The 18,187-nt window shown below is 41.4% G+C and carries 11 protein-coding genes; 8 read left to right on the top strand and 3 right to left on the bottom strand.

What is annotated here, in order from left to right; genetic code table 11:
• Positions 1 to 2 precede the first annotated feature (2 nt).
• The 5 genes from L0B18_RS00310 (at position 3) to L0B18_RS00290 (ending at position 8,629) form a co-directional block, all read left to right on the top strand.
• Positions 3 to 2,528 (top strand): sodium:solute symporter family transporter, encoded by a 2,526-nt coding sequence (locus L0B18_RS00310; protein ID WP_234567095.1) that lies wholly within the window; start codon positions 3 to 5, stop codon positions 2,526 to 2,528.
• Between the two features lie 11 nt (positions 2,529 to 2,539).
• A complete protein-coding gene (locus L0B18_RS00305) occupies positions 2,540 to 3,970 on the top strand; it encodes an FAD-dependent oxidoreductase (protein ID WP_234567094.1) in 1,431 nt (476 codons plus the stop codon).
• A gap of 67 nt (positions 3,971 to 4,037) precedes the next feature.
• Positions 4,038 to 5,588: a hypothetical protein gene (locus tag L0B18_RS00300; protein WP_234567093.1), complete on the top strand. Its 1,551-nt coding sequence runs from the start codon at positions 4,038 to 4,040 to the stop codon at positions 5,586 to 5,588.
• Positions 5,589 to 5,621: 33 nt separating this feature from the next.
• Positions 5,622 to 7,097 carry an FAD-dependent oxidoreductase gene (locus L0B18_RS00295; RefSeq protein WP_234567092.1) on the top strand — a complete coding sequence of 492 codons (1,476 nt, stop codon included), beginning with the start codon at positions 5,622 to 5,624 and terminating at the stop codon, positions 7,095 to 7,097.
• A 110-nt stretch (positions 7,098 to 7,207) separates the two neighbouring features.
• Positions 7,208 to 8,629, top strand: coding sequence for an exo-alpha-sialidase (locus tag L0B18_RS00290; RefSeq protein ID WP_234567091.1), 1,422 nt, complete (start codon positions 7,208 to 7,210; stop codon positions 8,627 to 8,629).
• Positions 8,630 to 8,673: 44 nt separating this feature from the next.
• On the opposite strand, the gene L0B18_RS00285 is transcribed toward L0B18_RS00290, so the two are convergent.
• Positions 8,674 to 11,190 carry a sodium:solute symporter family transporter gene (locus L0B18_RS00285; protein WP_234567090.1) on the bottom strand — a complete coding sequence of 839 codons (2,517 nt, stop codon included), beginning with the start codon at positions 11,188 to 11,190 and terminating at the stop codon, positions 8,674 to 8,676.
• A 46-nt stretch (positions 11,191 to 11,236) separates the two neighbouring features.
• Positions 11,237 to 12,391 carry a sialidase family protein gene (locus tag L0B18_RS00280; RefSeq protein ID WP_234567089.1) on the bottom strand — a complete coding sequence of 385 codons (1,155 nt, stop codon included), beginning with the start codon at positions 12,389 to 12,391 and terminating at the stop codon, positions 11,237 to 11,239.
• 271 nt (positions 12,392 to 12,662) lie between these two features.
• Here L0B18_RS00280 and L0B18_RS00275 point away from each other — a divergent pair, with 271 nt between their 5' ends.
• The 3 genes from L0B18_RS00275 to L0B18_RS00265 all read left to right on the top strand — a co-directional run bounded on the left by L0B18_RS00275 (position 12,663) and on the right by L0B18_RS00265 (position 16,802).
• The gene (locus L0B18_RS00275) at positions 12,663 to 14,096 is read left to right on the top strand and encodes a hypothetical protein (RefSeq protein ID WP_234567088.1); all 1,434 of its coding nucleotides are present in this window, start codon (positions 12,663 to 12,665) and stop codon (positions 14,094 to 14,096) included.
• Between the two features lie 141 nt (positions 14,097 to 14,237).
• On the top strand, positions 14,238 to 15,317 hold the full coding sequence (locus L0B18_RS00270) for a sialidase family protein (protein WP_234567087.1): 1,080 nt from the start codon (positions 14,238 to 14,240) through the stop codon (positions 15,315 to 15,317).
• Between the two features lie 159 nt (positions 15,318 to 15,476).
• On the top strand, positions 15,477 to 16,802 hold the full coding sequence (locus L0B18_RS00265; RefSeq protein ID WP_234567086.1) for a sialate O-acetylesterase: 1,326 nt from the start codon (positions 15,477 to 15,479) through the stop codon (positions 16,800 to 16,802).
• A 53-nt stretch (positions 16,803 to 16,855) separates the two neighbouring features.
• On the opposite strand, the gene L0B18_RS00260 is transcribed toward L0B18_RS00265, so the two are convergent.
• Positions 16,856 to 17,734, bottom strand: coding sequence for an alpha/beta hydrolase (locus tag L0B18_RS00260; protein ID WP_234567084.1), 879 nt, complete (start codon positions 17,732 to 17,734; stop codon positions 16,856 to 16,858).
• Between the last annotated feature and the right edge of the window lie 453 nt (positions 17,735 to 18,187).

Below are 18,187 nucleotides of genomic sequence, written 5' to 3'. Positions count from 1 at the left end.
TTTTGGCTTATCAAAAAAGTGCAAAAAAAAGCTGGATTACGTTCGAAAATTCCAGTCTGCCCGATTTACCTGACAGCCTTGGGTTATCGGGAGCCTTTATTGGAACCGTGGGCGATATGGTTATCGTTGCCGGAGGTTCTAATTTTGATCAGCCGGTATGGGAGGGAGGATCAAAAAAATATCATGATTCCATTTATCTTTTAATGGAGGAGAATGAATCATTTCATTGGCAAGATGCAGGAACATTACCGTATCCTGCAGCACATGGAGCAACTGTTTCTGTAAACGATGGGTTAATTCTTTTAGGGGGAGAAAATGAATCAGAAAAGTTGAAAGACGTCCTGTACCTGAAATGGAATGAGTTAGACAAGAGCATTTCGATAAGCCGGGAATTACCACCTCTTCCCAGGGAAATATCATACGCTTCGGCTTCTATCCTGAACAATAGTATCTACATTGCCGGCGGAACAGCCAGCATCAAAAATCAGGAAGTACCATTACAAAATTTCTGGAAACTTAATCTTGGCGGCAATAATGAATGGCAGGAATTAACGCCCTGGCCGGGGAAGGAGAGATTCGGAGCTTCGCTGGTAAAACAGTTCAATGGTGAGTATGAATGTCTTTTTCTGTTTAGTGGTAAATCTGACACAGACTATCTTACTGACGCTTACATGTACGATCCTGCCAAAAGTGGCATGGATAACTCCTGGAAAAAACTAACCGCCCTCCCCAGACCCGCACACGTGGCATCCGTTCTGCCGGTTGGTAGTTCACAAATTCTTGTAATCAGCGGATCAGACGGTTATGATACAGGCCGTGTACTGGAACTCGGTTACGACTATAAATTTACGAACACCGTTCTGAGTTATAATACTATTACGGATACATGGAGAGAAGCCGGCGAAATTTCTACCGGGCTCGTGGGAACCTCTGCTATCTATTTTCGGGACAGAATAGTCATTCCCGGAGGAGAGATAAATCCGAGTGTAAGAACGACCAAAATTTATACGGCTTCTGTGCCGGCCCTCACAAAAAGTCATTTAAAGGGATTGGATTATGCCGTTATTGTGATTTATCTGGTACTTATTATCGTCATGGGATACTATTTCTCATACTACAATAAAACCACAGATGATTATTTTTTGGGTGGACGAAAAATGCCATTTTGGGCAGCAGGTCTCAGTCTGATGGCTACTCAGGCCAGTGCGATTGGTTTTATGTCTGTTCCGGCCAAAGCCTTTGCCACAAACTGGAGTTATTTTGCTGGCGCTTTTACCTGGGTTATCGTGGTGCCCATTGTGATTTATGCATTTGTACCTTTTTACAGACGGTTAAATGTAGTCAGTGCATACGAGTACCTCGAAAAACGGTTTAACAACATCATTCGAAAATTTATTGCCGGACTCTATTTGTTGTTTCAGTTGATTGGAAGAATGGGGGTCATCATATATTTGCCCGCCATTGCGCTGTCGGCCGTTACCGGTATCGATGCAAGAGTTTGTATTATTGTGATAGGCATTCTTGCTACTGCATACACTGCTTTGGGAGGAATGCATGCTGTTATTTGGACCCATGTTTTACAGGCCATTGTACTCTTTGGTGGGATTATTGTCTGTATCATATACATTCTTTTAAGTATAGATGGTGGCTTCGGTGAATTCATAAGAATAGCTAACGAGAGTCAAAAGTTTAGCTTGGGGAGCATGGACTGGAGTTATGTTGCCCCGGTCTTCTGGATTGTGATTATCGGAAACATCTTTAACCGAACAGGGCTTCTTGTTTCCGATCAGTCCAGTGTGCAGCGTTACCTCACTACACGGGATGAAAAGGAAACTGCAAAAGCTTTGTGGGCCAGTGTAGCTGCAAATATTCCGTGGGCGGTTTTGGTATTCGGGTTAGGAACGGCAATTTTCGTTTTTTATAAGGTAAACCCCGGGTTGATTGATCCTTCATTATCAAACGACGGAATTGTACCCTTTTTCATAGCTCAGAATTTACCACCCGGAATAACCGGCTTGTTGATAGCCGGAATATTTGCAGCTTCCATGTCCAGCGTAGACAGTTCGATTCACAGCAGCACCACCGTTCTTATGCGCGATTTTTTACAAGGCACAAAAGCATTGAATACCGAAGCAAAAAAACTTTCTCTTTCCCGGTTCTTAACTCTTGGTTTAGGGTTGATGTCTACCATTACGGCTGTGTTGATGACATTTTTTGAGATTACTTCTATTTGGGATGTGATTCTTGAGTTCGCTAGTCTTTTTACAGGAGCCATGACCGGCATGTTTATTTTGGGAATTTTCAGTATCAGGGCAAATGGAACGGGTGCAATAATCGGGGCAATTGGAAGTGCGTTGATTCTGTTGTATGTGCGGAATTATACGCCCATCCACTTTTTCCTGTATAGCGGGATTGGAATTATAAGCAGTGTGGTGATCGGCTATGTAGCAAGTCTTCCTTTTAAATCAGGCAAATCACTTGACGGGCTGACGATCTATACAATGCCTCAAAAAAATGAAAATAGTTAAACAGGTTATTGATGACTAACAAACGAATCAGTTACAAATCTAACATTTCAGAATTCGGGGAATATGATGTTGTAGTATGCGGAGGTGGTCCCTCCGGATGTGCAGCTGCTTTATCCGCCGGACGAGCCGGTTTAAAAACATTGCTCATTGAAAGCATGGGACAGCTGGGCGGAATGGCCGTTACAGGACTCGTTTCTCAATGGTTAGGTGGCAGAACCCAGGAGGGTGAATGGGTAGTTGGCGGCATTTTTAAAGAATTAGCTGAAGAAGCTACGTCGAAAAATCATGCGTTACTTCCGCTTCTAAACCATGATGAAAAATATCATCCGTTTGGATGGTATGACTGGTTTATTCATGGCATTCCTCTGGACCCATTTTCGGTGGATATGTTTTTAGACGAAAAAATGGAAGAAGCCGGTGTAGACGTTTTACTCCACACTCAAATCGTCGATGTAATGACGAAGAATAATATCATTACACATGTAGTGGTATTTAATCGGAGTGGCCTGATTGCTGTTCCGGCCAGGGCTGTGATTGATGCTACCGGAAATGCTGATGTGGCAGCCAGAAGTGGTTGCGAAACCATCAAAGGAAGAAAAGAAGACGGGAAAATGACGCCTTCGTCCCTGATATTCCATGTCTATGATGTTGACCAAGAAGAACTTACACAAGGCATTGAAAAAGAGAGAGATCCAAAGTTTCGAAACCTGATCAATCAACTTAAAGACCAAGGTGAATGGAATTTTCCATATGATATTTTCATCTGTACACAATTACCTCAGAAAGGGGAATTCTATATCAATACTATTCGCCTTATTGGTGTGGACGGAACGGATGGCGAGTCTATATCCGATGGGATGAAGCGAGGTAGAAAGGAAATCCATGAGTTAATGCGGATTTTTAAGAAATATTTTCCCGGTTTCAAGGATGCAAAAATTAAAGCGATTGCCCCGCAATTGGGTATCCGGGAGACCCGGCGAATTGTGGGCGATTTTATTTTGACAGTCGAAGATTTGCAGACAGATAAATCGTTTGATGATTGTATCGGATTCAGCATGTACGGATGGGATTTGCCTCATCCGGATAAACCCAGTGAGCAGCCTTTCGCCGATGATGAAGTAACAGGCTACAAACACAAAGTAACAAAGGGGTTGAGTACGCCGCTCCCATACAGGATGATGATTCCGAAGCCTATCAAAAACCTAATTTGTCCCGGCAGGGCGGTAAGTGTAGAAGGACAGGTTTTGGGGCCGGTTCGGGTGATGGCTCCATGCATGGCAATGGGTGAGGCGGCAGGTCTTGCAAGCCGGCAGGTAATAGAGAGTGCGGTCTCTTTCGGCTCGATTAATATCCAATTGCTTCGTAATCAATTAAGAGAAAACAATGCAATTGTAGACCGGGAAAAATTGCCCCCTATTTATCCCCGGAAAGATCAGGTTTGAAATAAAATTATTCTAAGTAGAAGTCTGGCTGTTTAATTTGTCATACAAATATTATATTAATAAAAATATGAATGCTCAGATCGTGAACTCAAAAAATGAATTCTGCTATTACACGGTTGTAAATCTCGTGGTTGGTTTACTTACTCTCCTTCTTTTTAGTAGCTGCAAACAGGCGTCTGCACCAGCATCAAAGTTTTTGATGTTTGATTCTGAGATTATAGCTGAAACACAGAATGCAGAATTGCTGGTCCATCAGGTAGAAAAGTATGCAGGAAATCCTTTGGTACGGTGGACAAATCATCCGTCGTATGCCAACTGGGATTCTGACCATCCACCGACGTTGACAGACCTCGATGTGCCCGAGTGGGAAAAACGAACCTCTATCCTTTATCCAAATGCAAAATATGATGAAGAGGAGGGAATCTACAAATTATGGTACCACGTGTGGGTTGAAGATGATTGGGTGGATAAAATTGAACCCAAAGACAGTATGTGGAAAGGGATGAGGATTGCAGAAGCATACATGACATCTGAGGATGGACTCCATTGGACACGTCCTGATCTGGATGTTTTTACCTATGAGGGAGAACCGACAAACCTGGTGAATATCGGCGGGAATGAAATAGGAATTTTGAAAGATCCAAATTACCAGGATGAAAGCCGGAAATATAAAATGGTCTCCCGACAGAGGTTCCCCTATTATTTGGAAGTCTCTTTTTCGCCGGATGGAATTCACTGGGAGAAGCCTGTAAAAATCAAAGACGGAGAACCTTTTAACTTGTATGGAGACGCCCACAACAATGCTCTTTGGGTACCCGAACTTAATAAATATGTGCTATTTACCCGTGGCTATAGCGAGGGGCCCGGTACAAACCGCACGATGCTGCGAATGGAGAGCAAGGATTTTTTGAATTGGTCTGATCCGGTAGAAATTATTCGCGGAACCGATACAGCTCAAACGTATTCCATGCCTGTTCAGCAATATGCAGATCGTTATTATATCGGATTAATAAGTGTCTTCAGGCATGGTGATGGAGACCAAGTGCACGTGGAACTGGCTTGGAGTACAGACACGTATCACTGGCAGCGAATTAATGCAGGTACACCTTTTATTCCTAACGCTGAAGATTCAACCGGATACGATTATGGCATGATCTATCCATCATCATTTATCGTAAAAGATGATCAGATTAAAATCTACTATGCCGGTCTTCCGGAAAGACATATTCCCGATACCCGAACAACTACTTTAAATCTGGCTACACTGGAGTCGGACCGCTTTGCAGGATTTACACCTTCAAAAAATGATACTCCGGGTTTCATCACAACAAACCCTTTTGAAATCACAGGAAGCGACCTAAAACTCACGGCCGATATTCAAGATGAAGGAGAAATACACGTGGCAGTATTAGATGAATCCGGAAATCCATTTGAAGGCTTTGGATTTGATGACAGTGAGCCAATTACGAGGGGAGAAGTTACTGATAAAGAAATTCATTGGTCTGATAAAACTCTGTCTGACTTAACAGGATCAAATATTCAACTAAAATTCCAATTATCGAATGCTACTCTTTATTCAGTTAGCGGAAATCTGAAATTGGCAAGTGAAAAAAAGTGAGTGACAAGTTTTAAATAAGAAATCGTGAAAAATATGAATGATTTAAAAACAGAAGTGTTAGTAGTTGGTGCTGGAGCGGCGGGTGTTTCAGCGGCCATTTCAGCGGCAAGAAAGGGTGCGAAAACGTTATTGGTGGAATACAATGGATTTTTAGGAGGCATCTCTGCCACACTTCCTTGGCTGGGATTTCATGACCGGGAATACAGGCAGGTGGTAAAGGGGCTGCCCGGCGAGTACGTTTCACGGTTGCAGAAAAAAAGTGCTGCATCCGGCTATGTATTTGATCCAAAGTGCAGTTCGTTGGTCAGTGTGGATAACCATTCCTGGAAAATCCTTGCCATTCAAATGGCGGAAGAAGCCGGTGTGGATGTGATGCTTCATACACATATGGTCGATACTATCCGTGAGAATGATCGTATTGCTGGAATCGTCGTTGAACATAAATCAGGCCGACAAAAAATTTATGCAGATATAACCATTGATTGCAGTGGCGATGGAGATGTAGCTGCAAGAGGTGGAGTAGCGTGGGAAAAAGGGAGAACGGCAGACGGTCTTGTTCAGGCTCCTACGCTTGTGTTTAGGTTAGGTGGCTTGAATAAAGAAGAATTCGTGGCAGGGTGCCAGGATAAATCATTGAACTACAGGGAGTGGTTCGCTCCTTTCCCGGATTTATGGAAGAAACTCCAAAACAATCTGAATACGACCGATGTATTTGTATTGGGTGGGTTTGCAGGATTAATGGAAAAAGCCAGAAAAGCCGGAGATCTTGATATTCCCCAAACAAGAGTGGTAGGAGTAAAAGTACATCAACCTGATCAGGTTAGCATTGTAATGACACGTGTATTGGGTTTAGATCCCACGGATGTGAATAGCCTGAGTACGGCTTACAGTAAAGTCTATTCCCAAATCCCACAAATTGTAAGTTTTTTTCAAAAATATATTCCGGGCGGAAAAAATTGTTATCTGCTTGAAATTGCTCCGATGCTGGGCGTGAGGGAAAGCCGAAGAATTATGGGTGATTACGTTCTCAAAGCGGACGATCTATTTGAAGGAAAAGTTTTTGATGATGCCGTGGCAATGGGCGGATATCATATTGATATTCATCGCCCATCCGGAAGTTGGGTTGAATCGAAAAATGTAGTGGCTTACACGATTCCGCTAAGAAGCTTAATTGCCAGAGGAGTGGATGGCCTGATGATGGCTGGAAAATGCCTGTCAGCAACCCATGAAGCGGTAGCTTCAACAAGGGTGATTCCCATCTGTATGGCCCAGGGAGAAGCCGCTGGAACTGCTGCCGGTCTTGCGATCAAAGGAAATAAATCTGTCCGGGAAGTTTCCATTTCAAAACTCCATGATCAGCTTGATAGCCAGGGAGCTGAATTCGGTCAATCTATCGGAAGACCAAACCTTGAGGCGATTGAGAGGTATGGTCAACTTCCGTTGGAAGAACCTCCTACGACCGGAGAAAAAGATCAGGCAACTGAAAATGCAGAGCATTGGGTTCAATAAGCAAAAGTTCAGATCAGCATAACAAAAAAGCCCGAACTTTTGGAGATAACTATGCCTGTTAACAGAATCATTCTTAATGATCCATCTTAACACTACACGCACCCTTTCCAATGAAAATATTTAAGTTATTGATAAGTATTGTTTTATATGTACTTCTAAATGATCCGATATTTGGACAGTCCATTTTTTCACGGCCTGGAAACTTGAAGGTTGAGCCGGGTTCTGCTTCTCACTTCAATTTGGAATGGACCGATCAATCCGAAGGGGAGGAAGGGTTTATCATCGAAAGGAAGAAAAAAGACGAAAACTATTGGGCAAAGATTGGTTTTGTACCGGTGAATACAACTCAATTTCAGGCAGGAGGTTGTTTGGCGGAATCTAAATATGCATTTCGTGTGAGGGCATTCAAAGGCAGTATTTACAGCGAATATTCCGAAATAAAAAGCAGTACAACTCTTCAATATCCGAATTCTCAGCAGAGCAAAGTTGTAGAGAGTTCAACACCCCGCCAGGGTGAAGGCACCATGCTGAAACTTGCCAACGGGGATATCCAGATGTATTACAACTCCATATCCGGCATGGGTGACAGAGATATTTCGCAAATTGCACGGATTGTAAGTTCAGACGAAGGGAAAACGTGGAGCGATAAAGAAATCATTTTCCACGAAGATGGGGTCTCTCTTTTACATCCGTCCGTTGTAACATTTAAAGGCGGTAAAATCGGGATTGCCTATTCAAAAATGATAAAAGATGTATGGACGGCATTCAAAGTTTTTCGGTATTCGACCAACGGAGGACAAACCTGGTCGGATGAAACCAAAGTGTCCGGCGATTTTCACGAATATACAACAGGCTCCCATGATCGCTTTGTGACGTTAAGTAATCACCTGGTGGTGAACGTTGTACACAGCGTGTTGCCGAAAGGGGAGTCCCGGGTAAAAGGGAAGCTGTTGGGAACAGATTTGTTTGCTTCGCGAGACCAGGGCTTAACATGGTTTCGGTTAAATGATGAAACCATCGTAAACTATGAAAATCCGTATGGACTGGGGGAATTTGGTTTTTATGAAGCGTCGTTAGTAGAGTATGAACCCGGAAAATTGGTTTTGTTTGGCCGAAGTGCGACCGGTTTTTTACTGAGGTCAACCTCAGAAGATTTTGGAAAAACATGGAGTACTCCGGAAAAAGTTGGGATTCAGCATCCATTGGCGCCCGCACGAGCTGAATTGATTCCCGGTACAAATAAAATTCTATTGATTCACAATCCCATGAAGAATTTAACAAGTAACCGGGGTATTGATGATCGATATATTCTTGCCTCAAGAATCAGTGACGATGGGGGGATTACCTGGCATCATTATAAACAGCTTGAGTACGACGGAGAGAACCAGTATTCCTATCCCGCAATTTTGATTGATGACAACACTGTTCACATCTTTCACTGGAAAACCGGCTGGGATAAGGAAACGAATAATCCCACAAAAACCGACTTGGCCTACCGAGAATTAACCCTCAGCTTTTTTACTGAAGATTAATGGATCAGAACGAATTCCCGAATTGCAGAGATTCTCGTTTCCATTCAGTTTTTTAATAAGCCATACACAGTATATTCCTGATTGTTACTACCTTTTGTGGGGGAAAACGTGCTGGCGATGTACCCGATTACAAAGCACGAAGCCAATCCTGTAACGGAGTACAAAAGAAAGTGGATATTTGTGTGAAAACTGACAGCATACTGTACAAAAGCACTTACAAAGAAACCGATTAATACGCCGGTTGTATTTGCCCGTTTGCTCAGCATTCCCAATAAAAACATACCTGCCAATCCTCCTCCAAACAATCCCATAATTAGCATAAGCTGATCAAAAAGTGACTGGATAGGCAGCCCGGCCATTAACATCGCAGAAACTGTTCCGAAAATCCCTAAAATTACAACCAGGTATTTGGCCAGTTTCAAAGATTGTTTTTCTGTGTAGTTTGATGAAAATCGTCTATACCAATCTGTAGTAATCACAGTAGACATACTGTGAATACCGCTGTCCAGGCTGGACATGGCCGCCGCAAAAATAGCTGCAATTACAAGCCCGGCAATACCTGCCGGCAGTTGAGTAATCACAAAATAGGGGAGAATAGCGTCTAACTGTTCCAGGTTGGGATCAAGAGCCTGAGGAAATTCCTGGTAGAACAAAAACAGACCTGTTCCGGCTAAGTAAAAGAATACAATAATTGGAAGTACAACAATGGCGGAAATCCACATGCTTTTACCCGCTTCACGTTCATCTTTCACGGTTACAAATCTCTGAACAATGGATTGAGTGGAAACGTATTCCTGGATTCTGCCTATCCAGCCAATCATAATCACCCAGACGGTTGCTGTTGTAAAATCAAAGTTAAAATCAAAAACTCTTAGTTTATGTTGACTTGCAGCCGTTTGAATTAGCTCCGGAATAGTTCCATCTGTTTTATAAATCATGATGATCAGCGCAAGTACAATTCCACCGAACATAATCAATACCTGTAACACATCTGTCCAGACTACGGCTTCAATGCCCCCGAGAAGTGTATAAAGTGTGGCAACAATTCCGATCAACGCTATGCATAAATAAATATCAATTTGCAGAACCACAGAAATAACAATGGCCGGAAGTAGAAGTAGAATTCCAATGCGGCTGATTTCCCACAGTAAATAGCTTAAGCTTCCCAAGAAACGGACCACAACATTAAATCTTCTTTCCAGATATTCGTAAGCAGATGTAATATTGAGCCGGTGGAAAAATGGCAGAACGACTTTTACAACAAAATAGGCCAAGAATAATCCGTTGAGAGGAATCAGGATGTATAGCCAGTCTGTTGCAAAAACTTTTGCAGGAATCGACATAAAAGTTACGGCGCTTAACTTTGTGGCAATAATACTGATTCCCGCAGCCCATGCCGGAACTCTTTTACCTCCCCTGAAATAATCTTCAGTATCATTGGAACGCTGGGAAAACCAATACCCGATGTATAAAAGCAGAGCGATATAGATAATAAATGAGAGCAAGTCTAAAAACCGGAGACTATACCCTTCGTCCGGAGAGTTCACCATATGAAAAGAGAGATTTCCGCCAGAATTTTGAAGCAGGGTCAGCCCACTCTCATCTGCAAATAAAGTTGTAGCACTTGTGATATCAGGATTTTCAACAACCATCCAGTTATTTGTGATGGTGTGATAAATGAGGCCGAGGTTGGACACGGGCTCTGTGCTGCTTTCTTTGTCAAAAATGTTAATTTTTTGACGCGGTAGGAAAAAGAGATTGAAACTGTTTTTTGCTACTCCGGCCGGTCGTGAGAGAGAAACCGGTGGCGATGTTCCTTTTTTCCAGTTTCCCGACGAGAAATCATAACTCATCAAAACAGAACGATCCCTTTCAGCAGTTGAGAAAAGGTAAAGGAGATCTTTTTCACCGTTATTCTGAACAACCAGAGAGGGCGATTGTCCCGGATTTTCAGAAAGAGATTGCAGTTTTTCCCAACTATTGGAATTACTGCTGTATCGGTAAAAATCCGATAGTGGGGTAGAATCGGGATGAGAAATTCCCCCCGCCAGATAAATATTATTATTGAAGACGCATGAGCCGGTTAAAGCTACAGCTTTCGGTAAATCTGCGATTGATTCTGTTTTCCATGAGTTGGTGAGTTCATCATATTCTAAATAAGAGACTTTTTTACTGACACCTTCTGTACTCATCCCTCCGAGAAAATAAACTCTACCGTCAGCCACCGATGTAGATCCATAACCTGCTTTTTCGTGAAGTTTTATATCTAACGTTTCCCATTGGTTTGAGAGGTGGTTGTATACATGGATTGCATCTGTGAATGATTGTTCATCCTGATCATATCCACCGGCTACGATCAGTTGATTTTTGAAGAAAGCGGTAAACGAGCCAGTGATACGAAAAGTAGGAGTGGAGATATCTATCTTTTTCCAGTCAAATGTACCGTCAACCCGGGGAATGGATTGTATGTTTTCTGATGATGCATTCTGAGCATATATATCGGCTGAAATGGGCAGAAGTACATACAAAAGAGTGAACAGCGATAAAAATTTTTCCTTCATTCTAAAACTGATTCTTTTATTAATGCTGATTAAAGTTCGATCCTTTTTAATGTGAATCCGGACGAAGCGTCAATCCATAAATGGAGTTAGATCCGTTACCTTTTCCTGCATAGAAAACCATCAGCCATTCATCTTCATTGAGGGATGTCATCCAAGGGTACGACCAATCATGCAGATGATCAGCCTGGCGGTCTATGGTCACAATCATTCCAAGGTTTTTCCATTCCAGTTCATATACCTCGGCCGACCACAAATACATTCGCCCGCGGGTATTCTCCATATCTCCCCGAATGGATTGAATGGCAAATAATTTGTTCGGATTTTTTTTCGACACAGTTATAAAAGGGCTGGGCTGCACTCCTTCAAGCTCTTCAGGAATCTTGATAACAGACGGTGAAATTGTCCATGTTTTTCCCAGATCATCCGATACCGCCAAATCATATTTATTATTTCCTACGCTTGCAGAGTTCCTGAACAATCCGACAAACCGGCCATTCGAAAATGTAACTGCCGGCTCTACATATACCTGCTCGGTAACCGTTTGAGGGGAGCCCCAGGTTTGCCCGTTATCTTTGGAAACGGACATATAAATACCTTGCGAAGGTGTACTTGGGCGGCGGTAATGACCGAAAACAACTAAACCAACGTTAGGTACATTTAAAATCTCTCCATAAATAGATCCTGTTTTATTCTGGGCGATTTTATCGGTATTCACAGGTTTCCATGTGCTTCCTTCATCTTCTGAACGCCAGCCAATAATAGTATTATTTTCGTTTCCACTATACGCCATTGCCAGGAGAATAATAGCTCCATCGGATGCAGTTCCAAGAGCAAAATTTCCTGCGTCTTTATAACGCTCGTCATCTTCAGGATAATATCCCAGCAACTTGGGTGGCGTAAATGTTTTACCATTATCCCGGGAAACAGAAACGGCTGGTCCTGAACCACCTCGGTTATGGCCAACACCAGCACTATATGCAACTACTAGATTTCCTTTAGCAGTTCGAATTATTTTAGGCCACGAAAGATGTGCAATCCGGGAATCATTCGGAGATGGTATGACGATTGAAGGGGTACTATTGGCGATTTCTCCGCTAATAAAGGAAGAATTCTGAGCTGAACTATTCTGAGGAATAAAAGAAAAAAAGCATCCTGAAAACATGAATGAAAAGACAATCACTTTGGGATGAAGATGACTCATGTAATCTGATTTTGAATTAGAGGTGGATGTCATCTAAAAAAGCTTGAACATCGTTATAGTAGATAAATCAAGCTACATAAATATTATTTGTCTTACAAATAATATTTATGTAATATCAGATATTAAATGGAGTTAAAGGTAGGTCATTTATTGCCTTTCTAATATCCTGAGAAGCATTTTAACGAATTATTTTATGTCTGCCATTACAAAATTTCCGCGACAAATAATGCTGAAGAAGACATGTTTCCTTGGTTGGAGATCTGTTATTTTTTTGTATTTATTATTTTTTTTTGGAGCGGTCAGTCCTCTTTTTTCTCAATCCGTTCAGCGCCATTTATTCCTTGATCCATCTTTTATAGCAGAAAGTGAGAATGCGAATCTTCACGTCAATTCACCCGAGAAAAGTGAAATTGTGATCCGGCGAGATCGTCCCTGGGAGGAACGAATGATCACGTTCTATACAACGGTGATTGAAGAGGAGGGAATAATAAGAATGTGGTATATCTGCCGGGATGCAGACAATAAGCCCAATGTTGCCTATGCCGAATCAAAGGACGGTGTGAACTGGACAAAGCCGGATTTGGGAATTGTAGAATATCATGGCTCCACCAACAACAATTTAGTGGGAATCCCATACCTCGACGGAACGGTGTATAAAGATCCAAATGCATCAAAAAGTGAGAGATATATTTATATCGCACATGTATATGGAGAAGGAGTTTTTCGTTTTACCTCACCAGATGGGTTACGCTGGCAGCGGGATGAAAAAGCTCTGTTACCCTTCCGGGCGGATACACAGAATAATGTTTTTTGGGATAGTAGAATTAACAAGTATGTGCTGTATCTGCGTGGCTGGAATGTGGAGGGGGAATGGTCGGACAGGCTGAGAAAAGTAGTCCGGCTTGAACTGAATTCTCTGGATTCTCCAACTGGAGTCCAACCATCCGGCAAAGGTGATAATCCTGATAAACCCGATGATCTGCCAAGAATAGTAGATGAAATTCCAACGGTTCTTGCTGCAGATGAACAAGATCCGTCTAATATGGATGTTTATACGATTTCAGCACAACCGTATCCACTTGACCCCCAGTGGTATGTTGCTTTTCCATCCATGTTTCTGCGTGAAGCGCATATCAGTGATGGCCGGCTGGAGACTCATTTTGTCGGCAGCAAAGATGGAATTCACTGGAACCGATATGACAGGTCTCCATTTGTAACGACCGGATTAGCGGACAGTGAAAATGCAAATATGACATTTATAGGGCCGGGAATTATAGAAAGAGGAGAAAAGCTTTGGCTGTACGGCACCGGTTATAAATTCCGCCACGGCGATACTGAGGGACCGGACAAAGAAGGGGATGGAGTAATCTATCGACATGTGATCCGAAAGGACGGATTAGTTTCACTCAATTTTATTTCTGAAGGCGGATTAGCAAAAACCAAATCGGTGGAAGTAATCGGAAAAACCCTTTACGTAAATATTGATACAGAAGTACTGGGAACAGTTTGTGTGGGGTTGGAGGATGCAGAAGGCAAAGCCATTCCAGGATTTGGCAGCAAGGATTGTAATGTATTGCGAACCAATGATACAAAAGCAAAAGTCTCGTGGAAAAACCACAGTGATCTTTCATCCCTTAAAGGACAACAAGTAAGAGTTGTATTCAGTGGAAAGAAAGGAAAGGTATACAGCTTTTTTTTCGAATAAGAAATAACAGGTGTGAGCAGACAAGAGTGAAATATTATGAATGAAAACTTGAGTAAATCGTCATTTTCAAGAAAATTTTTTTTAAAAACTTCCTTCTCATTTGTTGGAGGTATATTCTGTATTCCTTTCTCTGACACTTTCTTGGGATTTTCTAAAATCACCCGGAATAAATCGAAATTACCCATTATAGATATATCTGGTGAATTTGATCGACATGTAGTAATCGCTGCCGGAACAGAGGAAATATACCAGGGACATCCAACAACCTTATTAATGTCGGATGGCAAAACGATGTTCGCAGTGTGGACGAAAGGTCACGGTGGATTTTCCGGCCCAATGGCACGAAGTAATGATAGCGGCCTGACCTGGACAAGAATGGATGATCAACTGCCTGAGGGTTTCCAAAAGCATTCCAATTGTCCGAGTATTTATCGGATGGTAGATTTTGAAGGTCAGGAACGGCTCTGGGTTTTTTCCGCCCATCCTGAAATGCCCAGAATTATGAGTGATGACGGTGGAAAAACCTGGCGCGAAATGACTCCGCTAGGATTTAAGTGCGTGATGACATTTAGCAGTGTGGTTAAACTGAAAGATGGAAGTTATCTCGGAATGTATCATCGCGGGCCAGAGGGTGCCGATCATTCTCCATTAGTGGTTTTAAAAAGTATCAGTAAGGATGGAGGGATGAACTGGTCTGAGCCTGTAATTACTGCTGTTGTGGAAGACAAAGATCCCTGTGAACCATTTGTATTTCGATCACCTGATCACTCCGAATTATGCTGCATTATGCGGGATAATACCCGAAGCGGCCTCAGTCTGATGATGTTCAGCAACGACGAAGGAAAAACGTGGAGTACTCCTGAAGAAACTCCATGGGGACTCACCGGAGATAGACACAAAGGACTATACACAAATGACGGCCGATTGATGATTGCTTTCCGGGATATGGCACCATCAAGCAATACAAAAGGACATTTTTGTGCATGGGTGGGAACGTATGAAGATATCAAAAAAGGCCGACGTGGTCAGTACCGTGTGAAACTGCTTCACAGTTATGCGGGTGGAGATTGTGGGTATCCCGGAATGGAATTATTACCGGACGGTACCATTGCGGCAACTACTTATATCAAATATAAACCCGGCAAAGAACAACAGTCTATCATAAGCACACGGTTTAAAATGTCTGAGCTGGATGAAATGTATACAAATCAAAATAAGTGAATGAGAAGAATGATGAATAATATATTTTGGAAAATAAATCTTCTGATGATACTAAGCGCTGTTAGTATCAACTCGTTTGCACGAACGAAACTACCATCCTTTTTCATGCTTATTTTTGTCATAACATTTACTAATTCAAGTGTTAAAGGACAAATATCTATGCCGTCGATTTTTAGTAATGGAATGGTACTCCAACAAAATGATGATGTTGCGATATGGGGATTCGATAAACCGGGTCAAGAGATACATGTTTCTGGATCCTGGGGACATGAAGCTACAGCCAATGTAGATAGTGAAGGGAAATGGATGACCTATATTTCAACTCCAAAATCCGGTGGGCCTTATGAACTGAAAGTAAAAGGAAGTACGTCTGTAAATTTATCAAATATAATGATAGGCGAAGTTTGGCTTGCCGGAGGACAATCAAATATGGATAGACCTCTTCGAACATACGCGAACATTCCGGTTGGAGTGAGAAAAGATGTACAGGTGCACGCCAATAATAGTGGAATTAGAATTTTTTATGTAAACCGCAAAGCCAGTACATTTCCTTTAGCAGATATTGTAGGTGAATGGAAAGAAATCGATACTGAAAATGTTTGGGATTATAGTGCAACAGCATACTTTTTTGCCAGGGAGATATCTGACGCAACTAATGCTCCCGTTGGAGTAATTGTAGATGCCTATGGAGGTTCAAAAGTTGAAGCGTGGATAGATAAAAATCATTTAAGATCATTTCCTGAATTAAAAATTTCTGATCAGGTACCGGATGAATGGGAACATAAAGAACCGACACTGTTGTATAATGGCATGTTTTATTCTATTGTGCCATACAGTATAAAAGGAGTAATATGGTACCAGGGAGAATCAAATGTTGCTGATGCCAGTCAGTACAAGCTTCTTTTTCCCGAACTCATACGTTTTTGGCGAGAACTTTGGAGCGATGAGAAATTACCTTTTTATTTTGTAGAAATTGCTCCCTTCAATTATAAAGGAGAAAATTCAGCCTATCTCAGAGAAGCTCAGTTAGAAACTGCCCGGAATGTTCCAAATACCGGGATGGCTTCAACAATTGACTTGGGAAACTGTTACGATATCCATCCCGGCCGGAAGAAAGAAGTGGGAGAAAGGCTTTCATTGTGGGCTCTGACAAATGAATATGGTTTTGAGGAATTAAGTACATCGGGACCCATATTTAAAAAAATGACTATTAATGATAGCGGGAAGGCAGAACTGACATTTACCAATTTTTTTGGTGGGTTGGTTAGCTATGGGAAAACCTTGACCGGCTTTAGCATTGCAGGGGAAGACAATCTATTTTATCCTGCAGAAGCTGAGATAAGTAACGACAGCACTATTACCGTATGGTCCAATAATATTGGAATACCTACAGCTGTAAGGTATGGATTTGAAAATTGCCCGGATGCCTCGTTGTATAATAGAGCGGGGTTACCTGCTTCATCTTTCAGAACTGATCAGTTTTAAAAGGCTTGTGGATCTGGCAACATGAAAAATAGAATAAGGGAATTGAATCCTTTTTATTCATCTACTACTGTGGTTCCATTTTTTTTCAAAATGCCATAAAAATAAAGCATATGAAATGGAAGAGAATTCTGCCAGTATTCCCAGGAATGATCCCCATTCTTTTCTATATACACATGAGGGACTTTTTGATCCAATAATCTGGCATGTAAATTTCTGTTGGTTTCAATAAGAAAATCTTCGGTTCCGCAGTCAAAGGATAGATAAATCCCACCTGCTTTAAGTTTATTTACTCGTCCTATTATAGAGGATTCGAAAAAATGTTGGTTAGTGTTTTTTACTGGCCCTAATAGCACTTTCAAATAGGAAGTGTATTCTTCTGCAAGGCTGTCAGGAACCATCCAGGTTTTAGTATCAAGGTTCATAACCCCACTCATGCTTGCTGCTGCGGTATAAAGTTCAGGATACTCCGAAGCTATATAAAAAGCACCATGCCCACCCATAGATAAACCTGCAATGAGTCTGCCCTCTTTTTTTTTAAAAGTCCGGTAGTTTGAATCAATATAAGTCTGAAGTTCCTTAGCAATAAAGGTGGAATATTGACTATCGGGAATATTAGGACTGTCAAAATAAAAACTTCTTTTTCCTCCATCTGGTAATACAATTATTACCTGATATTGATCAGATAATTTGTGGACAGTACTTTTGTTGGGTGGTGAATTGAGCCAGCTCGTGAAATTTCCATTAGCACCATGTAACAAGTACAAAACAGGATATTTTTTTTCAGACTCTGAATAATGTGAAGGGAGTACTACAGCAACTGGAATATTCCTATCCATAGATTTACTAAAGACGCTTAAAGTGTCAACATCAGTAACTTTAAGATGGTTTGTTATTAAAAAAGATATAAGAAAAGGGATTATAAGTGCTTTCATTGACTTTATATTTAAATGATAAATCATACAAATATTAATATATTGTAGAAAAAAATTAACCACAAGAATTTGGAAGAAGGTTACAAGACGGTACAAAGGTTTCAAATCAAGATCGAAACATAAATCAATGGATTGCTTATGGTAATGATGGGGCTTTTTTGAGAGCCTTAAAAAGTAAATATCTATGCATTTCATTTTACCTTTCCAGCCTTACGTCTGTTTTCTTACTATTTTATTAAATAGTAGATTTTTATAAGGTAAACGATTCGCTTGCTTATCTTTTTTTCCAAATTTTGTTCATAAAATCTGGTCGTCAGCAAGAGGCCTATGTTCCTAAATTTTCAAGGAGGGAGTCTTAATAGAAGACCAATGGTTTTAAAATTTTCAATAAATAAAAAAATTCCGTAGCTGGAATACTATATCTATTGCACCATTGATAGATAGATAAGCATG

Origin of the sequence: Rhodohalobacter sp. 614A (assembly GCF_021462415.1) — a bacterium.
Lineage (GTDB): Bacteria > Bacteroidota > Rhodothermia > Balneolales > Balneolaceae > Rhodohalobacter.
This window is presented reverse-complemented; position numbering and strand designations above follow the sequence as displayed.